The organism is Arthrobacter subterraneus (assembly GCF_900099735.1).
Classification (GTDB): domain Bacteria; phylum Actinomycetota; class Actinomycetes; order Actinomycetales; family Micrococcaceae; genus Arthrobacter_D; species Arthrobacter_D subterraneus.
Genome location: NZ_FNDT01000006.1, coordinates 179,845 through 190,606, shown reverse-complemented (window position 1 = coordinate 190,606; position 10,762 = coordinate 179,845). Strand labels below are relative to the sequence as shown.

At 59.8% G+C, this 10,762-nt stretch carries 10 protein-coding genes; 3 read left to right on the top strand and 7 right to left on the bottom strand.

The window, feature by feature from the left end:
* Nucleotides 1-26: 26 nt before the first annotated feature.
* The 7 genes from BLS52_RS09275 to BLS52_RS09245 all read right to left on the bottom strand — a co-directional run bounded on the left by BLS52_RS09275 (nucleotide 27) and on the right by BLS52_RS09245 (nucleotide 7,490).
* Nucleotides 27-1,346: an ISL3 family transposase gene (locus BLS52_RS09275; protein WP_231729493.1), complete on the bottom strand. Its 1,320-nt coding sequence runs from the start codon at nucleotides 1,344-1,346 to the stop codon at nucleotides 27-29.
* 59 nt (nucleotides 1,347-1,405) lie between these two features.
* Complete coding sequence (locus tag BLS52_RS09270; protein ID WP_175460133.1) at nucleotides 1,406-1,894, bottom strand: sugar phosphate isomerase/epimerase family protein; 489 nt, start codon at nucleotides 1,892-1,894, stop codon at nucleotides 1,406-1,408.
* A 26-nt stretch (nucleotides 1,895-1,920) separates the two neighbouring features.
* Nucleotides 1,921-2,952, bottom strand: a complete 1,032-nt coding sequence (locus tag BLS52_RS09265) for a zinc-binding dehydrogenase (protein ID WP_175460132.1) — start codon at nucleotides 2,950-2,952, stop codon at nucleotides 1,921-1,923.
* 59 nt (nucleotides 2,953-3,011) lie between these two features.
* A complete protein-coding gene (locus BLS52_RS09260) occupies nucleotides 3,012-3,869 on the bottom strand; it encodes a carbohydrate ABC transporter permease (RefSeq protein ID WP_090586142.1) in 858 nt (285 codons plus the stop codon).
* A 2-nt stretch (nucleotides 3,870-3,871) separates the two neighbouring features.
* Nucleotides 3,872-4,705: a carbohydrate ABC transporter permease gene (locus BLS52_RS09255; protein ID WP_217636737.1), complete on the bottom strand. Its 834-nt coding sequence runs from the start codon at nucleotides 4,703-4,705 to the stop codon at nucleotides 3,872-3,874.
* Nucleotides 4,706-4,856: 151 nt separating this feature from the next.
* Nucleotides 4,857-6,293: an ABC transporter substrate-binding protein gene (locus BLS52_RS09250; protein WP_090586139.1), complete on the bottom strand. Its 1,437-nt coding sequence runs from the start codon at nucleotides 6,291-6,293 to the stop codon at nucleotides 4,857-4,859.
* A 42-nt stretch (nucleotides 6,294-6,335) separates the two neighbouring features.
* On the bottom strand, nucleotides 6,336-7,490 hold the full coding sequence (locus BLS52_RS09245) for a Gfo/Idh/MocA family protein (protein WP_217636736.1): 1,155 nt from the start codon (nucleotides 7,488-7,490) through the stop codon (nucleotides 6,336-6,338).
* Between the two features lie 204 nt (nucleotides 7,491-7,694).
* On the opposite strand from BLS52_RS09245, the gene BLS52_RS09240 reads away from it, so the two are divergent.
* From BLS52_RS09240 to BLS52_RS09230, 3 genes are all read left to right on the top strand, one after another.
* A complete protein-coding gene (locus BLS52_RS09240) occupies nucleotides 7,695-8,891 on the top strand; it encodes an ROK family transcriptional regulator (protein ID WP_090586136.1) in 1,197 nt (398 codons plus the stop codon).
* Nucleotides 8,892-9,191: 300 nt separating this feature from the next.
* Nucleotides 9,192-9,755, top strand: a complete 564-nt coding sequence (gene pyrE / locus BLS52_RS09235) for an orotate phosphoribosyltransferase (protein ID WP_090586133.1) — start codon at nucleotides 9,192-9,194, stop codon at nucleotides 9,753-9,755.
* Entirely contained in the window at nucleotides 9,755-10,750 is a 996-nt protein-coding gene (locus BLS52_RS09230; RefSeq protein WP_090586131.1) for a thioesterase domain-containing protein, read from the top strand. The genes pyrE and BLS52_RS09230 overlap by 1 nt, the downstream gene beginning before the upstream one ends.
* The last annotated feature ends 12 nt before the right edge of the window (nucleotides 10,751-10,762 follow it).

Sequence of the window (10,762 nt, the reverse complement as noted above, 5' to 3'; positions counted from 1 at the left end):
GGCTCTTCGGACATCCGGTGGGGGGGTCATGGGGTGAGTCCGCCGGCGGTGAGGAGCATGCGGAGGCGGTAGTTCTCGCGGTTGCGATAGCCGCGGGCGAGGCGGCGGTGGAGCTCGATGATCCCGTTGATCGCCTCGGTGCCGCCGTTGTTCGCGCGGCTCGTGGTGAAGTACGCCAGGAACGCTGAACGCCAGCGGCGGAGGGTGCGGCCGAGGCGGGCGATCTCGGGGATCGGGCAGGTGTGGAACGTGTCGACCACCCTCTCGGCGATCCGCCGCCCCTCGGTCAGGTCCTTCGCGTGGTAGGCAGAGCGCAGCTGCTGTGCGCACTGCCACGCGACGAACACCTCGTCGTGCGCAGGATCGGCCTCGATTGCCGCGGTCAGCCGGATCCGCTGCTTGTCGGTGAGGTTCTCGGCCCCGGCACGGAGGATGGTCTGAATCCCGTAGAGCGGGTCGCCCTTCCGACCGCGATGCCCGAGGGTGTCTTGCTGGACGCGGCGGCGGACCTCGTCGACGGCGGCGGTGCCGAGCTTGACGACATGGAACGCGTCCAGCACAGCGACCGCGTCTTCGAGCGTGTCATCGATCGCAGTCTTGTAGCCCGCGAACGGGTCCAGCGCCGCCACCTTCACGTTCTTTCGGAACGCTTCGCCCCGCTCGCTGAGCCAGGACGCGTATGCCTTCCCCGATCTGCCCGGCACGAGGTCGAGCAGCCTGGCCCGCGTCTTCCCGGTGCTGTCGCGGCTGAGGTCGACCATGCCGGTCAGTTCCTTCGGGCCCCGCTTGCGGTGGTCGACGTGATGCCAGATGTGCTCGTCGACGCCGAGCGTGGTCACGTTCTCGAACCGGGACTCGTCGGCTGCCAACCGCACCAGTTCAGGCTCAACAGCCCGCCACACCGTCTTCCACGATGTCCCGAGCTGACGACGTAGTCCTTCGATCGTGGCGTGCTCGCGGCGCAGCTGCCCGATCGCCCAGTCGACGGCTCGCCTTGTGAGCGACCCGCGCCGAGCGACCAGCGAGGGAAGCTGCTCCACGAACGTCTTCTTGGCACAGCCCACGTCGCCGCATCGCCAGACCCGTTGCCGCCAGACGATCCGCACCCGCGTCACGCCCGGCACGTCATGCAACACTCGACGGCGGCGCCCTCGACCGATCGCCACGACCCCGCACAACGGGCACCCGGTCGGCGCCGCCGGTGTCGAAACGGTGACGATCAGCAGCCCGTCGCGGCGGTCAACGTGCTCGACATGGACGCCGTCGAGACCGACCAGCAGATCGCAGCGGTAACACGGATCAGCGGCAGAGCGCGCGTCAGCGCACCCCGAAGTAGGGTGAAGCACGTCGAGGTCCTCGTGATGGATCAGCAGTTGGCGCTACTGATCCTCGGGGACCTCGACCCCTACCCGCCGACCATCACCCGGCGAGCCTCACCCCCACCGCATGTCCGAAGAGCCCGTTTGTCCTCGTTGCCGCCGGCTTCGAAGTCCGCGGAGAAGGGAACCGTGAGATGGTTCTCGACGGCAATCCGCACTCCGGCTTTCGCCCCGGCTTCGACGATGGGCGGCAGAAATTTTCCGACAAAGTCCGAATAATTAGCTTCACAATCAAAGATGACGGTGTCGATGCCCAGATCCGAGGCGAACTGCACCCTCTCCAGAATTTCATCTTGTGTTTTTCCGTAGACGGTAAGACCGCAGGGCTTCATTCCGTACTTGTTCAGAGTGGAAAGAATCTTGCTCGGGTCATCCCCTGGGTTGACGTGGTGCCCAAGGGGAGCTGCTGAGGACCAGAGGTTCACTTCCTTGAAGCCGATATCGGCAAGGTCACGTACGGCGTCCTCGAAGGGCATGTCGTGGTATGGGAGAATTTCTGCGGTGTAACGGAACATTGTTGCCTTTCTGGGTCTGGTATGGCTTACGACCATACGAAAACGGCTTTTTCCGTTTCGCGTTGGTCGAACGCCCTGAATGCTTCTGCGGCGTCTTCTATGGAGAACTCATGACTGATGAGGGCTTCGACGTTGATGTTTTTCTCATCTACGAAGCGAAGGATTTCCTGCCAGTCCCCTAACGGGAAGTACCAGCCCCCAACGACCGTGAGAAGCTTGCGGATGACCTGCTCGCTCGGCTTTATTTCAGTGGAGCGGGACTCTCCGACGAACGCCACGGCACCGAGCTTCGCTGCGGCGTCGAGAGCAGCGTTTTGTCCGGCGGGATTTCCTGAACAGTCGATTGCTACTTCAACACCTCGCCCATTAGTCATCTTGCGGATGGCTTCCACCGGGTCAGTTTCGGAGCTGTTGACTGATTCGTGGGCTCCAAGCTGGAGTGCCTGATCCAGACGTGCGTTCAGAACATCGACTGCGATCACCCGGGCACCGAATGCTTTGGCGACCAGGACAGCTGCTGAACCCATGGGTCCGAGACCGAAGACGGCTACTGTCTTGTTTCCGCAGACTCCGAGGCGTTTCTGGACGGTGTACTGGCTGCCGATCATGTCTGTCAGGACAGCGCCGGCCTTGAAGCTCATATGCTCGGGTAGAGGCAACGCGTTTCGTGCTGCGATGGTGAAGTAATCGGCATCGCCGCCGGGAAAATCAAACCCGAAGCACTGCCAGCCGGGGCAGAGCATTGTGTAGCCCTGAGCACAGTACTCACAGCTGCCACACCCGACCGCTAGGTGGGCAGCGACCCTGTCTCCGACGGCAATTCCAGTTACCGCACTACCGACTTGAACAACTACTCCTGCGGCCTCGTGCCCGGGAATAACGTCTCCTTTTTCAGCCGTTCCGCCACCGACGATGGGATTGCCATAGTAGAGGCTCATGTCGCTGCGGCAAATGGCTGAGGCTTTCGTTTGAACGAGAACCTCGTGGGAGGCGGGTTGGGGTTTTTCACGGTCGGCGACAATGACCTTTTTGTCGCCAGGCAGGACTGCTGCGCGCATTGGTGGCTCCAATCGATGAGTTCAGTGGGGGGTGTGGGCGATTCGAGTGTGCCGGATAGCTATTTCACGGCACCAAAGGTGAGGCCCGATACCATTTTTTGGCGGAGAACGATGGTCAGGATGAGAATCGGGACGACGACCAGAGTCGCGGCGGCGGTGATGCTTCCCCAATCCGTTCCGAACATTCCCGTAAATTCCTGTAGCCCAACAGGTGCCGTTTTGGCACCGCTCCGTGTGAGGGAAAGTGCGAACAGGAATTCATTCCAGGTCAGGACGATCGTCAGCACTGAGACGGTCGCAACCGACGGAACCAGTAGGGGCCAAATCACCTGACGCAGAGTGCCCCAATGATTTGCTCCGTCGACCATCGCGGCTTCCTGGATTTCAAAGGGTATTTGAACGATGGTGCTTCGAAGGATCCAGATTGCCACCGGCAGGTTGAAGGCGGCGTAGGGGATGATCAGCACCGCGAAGGTATCCATCAGCTCCAGTTGCCCGGCAAAGACGAAGATCGGGATGACCGCGACGATCGGTGGGAACATGTAAGTGGAGAGGATCCATCCCGAAATTTTTTGTCGTGCTGCGAAGCTACGCATTGAAAGGGCATAGGCGGCGGGCACGGCAAGGAGGATGGTCAGTGCTGTAGCACCGAGGCTCACAACAGCGCTGTTGAGCAGCAAGCGCCCGAACCCCTGGGAAGTGCCTTGACCACCTGCAAGGACGTTCGCGAAGTTGTCGAAGGTGGGGGTGAAGAACCAGCGTGGTGGAGTGGCGTTCGCTATTCCTTCGGGTTTGATGGAAGTAATGAACATGAAGACCAGGGGAACAAGACCGAGGATAAGCCAGACCCACATGAATCCTTTGCCGATCTTCGTTCCAAGTCCGGGACGGTTTGCGTTGGAGTACGTAGTGGCCATGGTTACTGCTCCTCTGGATCAGCGCGGCGGCCGATGACCCGTTGCATAGCGGGCACCAGGAGGAGCAACACGACCAGCAGTAAGACTGCCGATGCGCAAGCCAATCCGATGTTGAAGCTCTGCAGGCCAATGCGGTGGATGCCTAGGTTGATGATCTCGGTTGAGTTTCCGGGACCGCCGTTGGTAACAATTTTGAAGGAGTCGAAGGTCTTAAAAGCTTGGATGGTTCGAAGGACAAGGGCGATCGCAATGAAGGGCACCATTCCTGGGAGGGTGATGTTTCTGAAAATTTGCCATTTATTTGCCCCGTCAACCATCGCGGCTTCCCGTGGTTCAAGGGGTTGGGACTGAAGTCCGGCCATCAGGATAAGGGCAACGAAAGGGGTCCACTGCCACATATCAAGAACGATCAGCACGGCCCAAGCTCCGGCAGGGTTTCCCAGCAGATCTAGGTTCGGCGGGAAACCGAGCTGGTTCATGTAGTAGCTGAACCAGCCGTAATTCGGGTTGAGCAGCTGTTTGAAGACCATCGCTGCCACGGCTGGTGTTACAGCGAACGGGAGGAGCATTAGCGCGGAGGCTAGTTTGTTGGACCAGGTCTGTTGTGCCAGTGGTATCGCCAGCGCCAGACCAAGAATCATCTCAAGGATGACAACTCCCGCGACGAATAGCAGGGTCGCCAGGAATGATTGTTGGGTCGCGGGGTCGGTCAACGCGGTTTCGTAGTTAGTGAAACCGACAAACCGGCCTGCACCACCAAGGATGCTTGCGTTCCTGAAGCTCGTGTAGAAGATGTAGATCGCTGGCGCGATCGTCATGATCAGCAGGACGATCATTGCAGGTGCGAGGTAAAGCCACGGGATGCGCCGGGTCCCCTGGCGGGGTCCGGGGCCGTGGTGCCTCGCAGCACTCTTGCGCGAGGCACCCCTTAGACTCTCTTTGGGACGGGCTTCTGTCAGTGACATGGGTTTCTCCATGGAGGCTTGGCTAGGAGCCGGCCACTTCGTAGCCTGCTTGTTTCAGCAGGGAGGTAACCCGCTCAGCGGCGTCCGAGAGGGCGGTTTCGGGGTCCGCGTCACCAGAGGCGACACGGTTCACTGCGACGGCGATTTCCCGGCTGATTTCGGTGTAGTTGGTGACGCGGGGACGTCCCACGCCAACTTCCAGTGATGCCTGCAGGGTGTCGTAGAAAGCTGCTTCGGCCGGGTCAGAGGTATCTGATCCGACGGCTTCATAGACGGAAGCGCGGCTGGGGTGTAGCTGCTGCTCAGTCATGGCGGTTTGTGTCTCTGAGGAGGTGAGCCAGGAGATAGCTCGATAAGCCCAGTCCTTGTTGTTGGAGTTCTTGTTGATACTAAGCATCCATGAGCCGAAGTGCGGCCCTGCGTCCTCAGCGGTCGGGACCGGCGCGTAGGCGATTTCTCCGCCTTCGACGCTGTCTGCCAGTTTGAGAGCGTGGAAGTTCGTGGTCATCGCTGTCAGCCCGTTATCGAAGGAGGTTGCTGTTTCTTCCCACGAGGCGGTGGTGCTTCCGGGAGGTACGGATCCGCTCTCGATTAATTCCCGGTAGGTTTCCAGGGCCTCAACGCCTTCCGGGGAGTCGAAGGCCATGCTGAGGTCATCACCGATCAAATGTCCGTCGCCGCCCATACTGGCGAGGAGGGTTTTGAAGTCGGTGGTAGCCCATTCGCCGACTCCTGCCATGACCGTGGTTCCGTAGAGGTTCTTATCCGGTTGTGTGAAGAATTTCGCTACTTCCGCGTATTCGTCCCAGGTTTCAGGAACAGTCAGTTCGCGATCGTATTCCGCCTGGAAAGCTGACTTCTGATCTGGGTTGTCGAAGAGGTCTTTGCGGTAGCCCATGATCGAGACGTTCGACTGGATGGGAAGGCCATAAACGTCGAAATTCTCGCCGGTAATACTCTCAATGTCGGCAGGATCCTCGGGGTTGGGAAACTGTCGGAGGCTGTCCGATGCATCATAGACGGCCGTATCGAAGAAGACCTTTGGAATGAAGTCGGAGATGCCGCTCTGGGGCTCCTCGTTTAGTTCATCATTAACCAGATATTCGCTGAGGGGCTCGAGGTTACCCACCAGGGCTGGCGCCCAGGGCGTGTCAACTACGACAATGTCGTAGTAATCGCTCGAGGAAGCAAACTCCGAAAAAACTTTCTGTTGCAGGGCATCGTATGGTTGCGTGTCGATGGCCAGGTCGATTCCGAACTCTTCTTTGAAGGCTGGCACCTGGGCCTGAAGTGCGGCGGCGTTGGCTTCCGCAGTGGTGTAGAGCACACGCAGCGATTGGGGTTTCTCGTTTGATTCGCTGGGAGACGATGACGAACAAGCTGTTGCAGTAAGCGCCACAGCAAGAATCGCTCCAGCGGCCGTAATGGCTCGGCTTGAAGTACGGAATGGTTTTTTCATGACGGTAATACTCCCTTGTATCGAAACCGGTTCTAGCCGGTGTTAGCGGACGAGTGCTTTGGATGATTGACTTGCGAACGAAATAGGGGAATCAGGGACCGATACCCATGACCTGCGGCGGGCCGATTCCAGAACTGCCGCTGTGATGTATGCAGAGCGCACACCGTCGGCGAACGTGGGCAAGCCTTCTGGTGTCGATCCGGTGATAGCGGCGTAGGTATCGGCCACGAAGCTATTGAAAGCGTCCTGATAGCCCTGAGGATGGCCAGCCGGTACACGTGAAAGCCGCGCGGCATCCGGACAATTGTCGCTCGGGGACCGGACTACGACCTTGGACGCGGTCTTTTCGCCCACCCACAGACTTTCGGGTTGTTCCTGGTCGAAGAAGATGCTTCGAGTAGTACCGTGGATTTCGAAGGAAAGCTTGTTTTTCCTGCCTGGGGCGACCTGACTGACCATCAATGTGCCCAGCACGCCACTGGCGGTGCGGAACATTACAGCTGCTACATCTTCGGTCGTGATTGCGGTGTTGAGTGCTCGACTGTCAAAGACCGTCCGGGTTTGCGCGCAAAGCTCGGTAATTCTCTCATCGGTGACAAACTCGACCAGATCACACAGGTGGGAACCTATATCAGCGAACGCCCTGGAAGGCCCACCCAGCTCATCATTCACTCGCCAATTATCGGCGGCCGTGCTCACCAACCAGTCTTGAAAATAAGAACCCTGCACCGTGATGACCGGTCCGACATCGCCATTCTGGATGTAGCTGCGGGCTTCGCGCACCATGGGATGGAAGCGGTAGACGAAAGGTACCGCGGCGACCTTGCCCGTGACAGCAGCCAACTGAAGCAGGTTTTCCGTCTGTTCCGGGGCAGTGGCGAGGGGTTTTTCACAGATGACATGCTTGCCGGCTTCGAGTACGGCCGTTGCGATGGCAGCGTGCGATGAATTTGGGCTACAAATGTGCACCACGTCAATGTCTGGGTCTTCAAGCATTTCTGCGACGCTTTCGTACGCAACAGGAATGTGTAGGCGGGTGGCTGCCTTCACCGCACTGGAATGGGTCGAAGACGAAACCCCAGCAATAGCGGCCCCTGCGGCCCGGGCAGCTCGGGTATGAACTTCTCCCATGAACCCTCCGCCGACGAGACCAACCACGGGGGCGGCGTGTTCATCCAATGCGATATGTGTGACCATGCTCATTAGTTTGACATGTATCACCCTACTTATGTCAAGAGGAAAGCAAAACTCAACTATCGCGCAGCATAAGTACCCCGTATTCTTGAGAGCGAGAGATGTATGGCGCGCAAAGGCGAGGCACTGTAGCTGAGGCGCGAGGCAGTAGAAAGAAGAGGAACCGGTGTGACAGTTACCCGAAGCGAAGCTCCTAGAAATGCGTCATTGGGACGCCATGCGGAAGGAACGGCAGTCGGTGTCGGAGCCAGCGAGCTTTTTCAACTGCTGAGGGACGGGAAACCCCGGACCAGAGCTGAATTGGCTTCGCTCACTGGTTACGCGCGAGCAACAGTTTCATCCCGGATAGATGAACTTATCGAAGTTGGTTTCATAGCTACCGTGGCAGATGCTGCTTCCACCGGTGGGCGCCCGTCATCACGGGTAGCATTCAATCCGCAGGCACGGGTAGTAGCTGCGGCAGATTTGGGCGCTACCCATGCAACGGTCGCGATCACGGACCTCAGCGGCAGCGTCCTGACGGAAGTGCGGGAAAGTCGCGCGATCTCTCTTGGCCCAACCGCGGTGCTGGATTGGCTGGTGGAAACTATCGGAATTTTGCTCGGCGATCTCGCCCGGCAGCCGTCTGACCTTATCGGTATCGGTATAGGGCTTCCGGGCCCGGTTGAATACTCAACTGGTACGCCCACGAATCCGCCGATCATGCCTGGCTGGGATGGGTTCGAGGTACCTGTTTATGTCCGCAGAACTTGGAACGTACCTGTGCTCGTCGACAATGATGTCAACATCATGGCGTTGGGTGAGCAGGCGATGTGCTGGCCCGATGTGCAGCACATGATTTTTGTGAAAGTGGCAACCGGTATCGGAGCCGGCATTATCAGCGGTGGTAGATTGCAACACGGCTCGGATGGTTCGGCGGGGGATATCGGCCACATATTCGCCGACAGGGCTAAAAGCACGCTATGTCGTTGCGGCAACTATGGATGCCTTGAAGCAATCGCCGCAGTCCCGGCACTAGTTCGAGACCTTGCGGCGGAAGGACTCGAAGTAGCCAAGGGTGATGACATCATCAAATTAGTGCGTGAGGGCAACCCAGCTGCACTCCTGGCTGTTCGGCAGGCTGGACGCGATATCGGGGGCATGCTGAACATGTGCGTGGCGGTAGTGAATCCTTCCGTCATCGTCATCGGCGGCTCACTTTCGGCCGCGGGTGAACATGTCATGGCTGGGATCCGTGAAGCCGTCTACTCTCGTTCAATGCCACTGGCGACCAAGAACCTGTCCATCGTTTTGTCCCAAATGGGAGCGCAAGCGGGCGTGGTCGGCGCCGGCATTATGGCCATCAATCATGCACTTGCCCCACAGCAGCTCGAAGGAAGAGGCATCGGTGCCCCTAGCTCATAAGGGGCCTCATTCGTATCCCAACCAAGCTACTTCTCGCAGTGATTTGTCGAGGAGCGTTTCATGACCCGCACTTCCGCTCTGTTCCCGGGCCAATAGGCCGGATCCCGCAGTTGCACAAAGCGCGGCGTGTGCCGACTAGCAGCCCCTGAAGCTTGCCCTCGACGAGTGGTTCTTTAGTGGCCTAGTGAAGCGACGGGGGCGTTCGGGCCGCGACGCCCACGGGTCAGGAATCGGACCACGGTGTTCCACGCCGCGACACAGAAACCGGGCCCCGCGAGCCCTCCTACTAAACTGATTGCCATGACCGATATCCCCACCGCCCGTGACCGACTCCGCGATCTCATCCTGGAACTGGCGGTGGTGAGGGGGAAGGTGACGCTCTCCAGCGGCAAGGAAGCGGACTACTACATCGATCTGCGCCGCGTCACCCTCCACCATGAAGCATCAGCGCTGGTCGGCCAGGTCATGCTCGAACTGCTGGACAACGCGGGCATCACTTTCCAGAGTGCGGGTGGCCTGACCATGGGAGCGGATCCGGTGGGAACCGCCCTGATGCACGTAGCCGCGCGTGAAGAGCGCGCCATCGATGCGTTTGTTGTCCGCAAGGTGCAGAAGACGTACGGGATGGGACGCCAGGTGGAGGGCCCGGATGTCGCCGGGCGCGACGTCGTCGTTCTTGAAGACACCTCCACCACCGGCGGGTCGGCACTGACTGCCGTGGAGGGGGTGCGCAAGGCCGGCGGCAACGTCAAGGCGGTCGCCGTCATCGTGGACCGCGACACCGGGTCGAAGGAGCGGATCGAGGCGGAGGCTGGAGTTCCCTACCTCTTCGCCTACAGCAAGGATGAACTCGGTCTGGAGTAATGACCAACGATCCCCAGCGGCTCCTGGAGTACGCACATGGCCTGAAGGGCATGTCGCGCAGGAGATTCCTCACCGGCTCAGCCCTCGGTCTGGCACTGGCCACCGACCTCTTTGTCACGCGGCAAATCCAGGAAGCCCGCGAGGAACTCGCCATCATCCCCGTGGCGGACGACTACGCCGACGCCGCGTTCCCCAACGCCCGCTGGATCCTCTTCCCCGGCTACAAGACCAGCTGGGAAGAGGGGGTCTGGATCATGAACTCCCTCCGTCCGGTGCTGAGCAGGCGCGCCCGGCTCGCCGTGATGGGTTACTCCAACCGCGGCCTCGACGTCTCGACGATTGTGGGTTCGCTGCGGCGCTATATCCGCACCCAGCAGATCGACACGCTCTATTTCTACGGCCACAGCTTCGGCGGAATGGTGGCGGTCGAGGTGGCCTCCCGTCTCCGGGAGGTGGGGGTCGACGTGCGCTTCATCATGCTCGATTCGAGCCCTCACTCCCGTTTCGATGTCATTGACCAGACCATGTTCGACGGCGTGGTCTACCTTTACGAGGCCGGCTACCGTGTTCCCACGGTGCTGCGCGGCGGGTACGAGCTGGCCGAACGCATTGTGCACAAGAACGAGCGCACCTGGGCGCAGATCGTTGACCAGACACTGGAACAGCTCTCGCCCTTTGCTCCCTCGAGCGTGCTGATTCAGTCCCAGGCGTCCTACATCTTCCACTACAACGTTGCCCGGTTCACCCTCGGCGATACTGGGCTGGCGTTCGTCGGCAACCCGAATGACGGGACGGTGGACTATGCGACGGCGCGGCCGGGCTGGGCGGCGGCCTTCCCGGAGAATATGGTGTCCGCGGACCTGGTCACCGAAGGCGCTCTGCCCGCGCACGCGAGCCCGCAGTGGAACCCGCTCATTTACCAGGCGGTAGCGCGGAAGCTGCAGCAGGAGTTCCTGCCCATTCCCACCGGCGGAGCGACAAAGAGCATCTACTGAGTACCCCCGCTC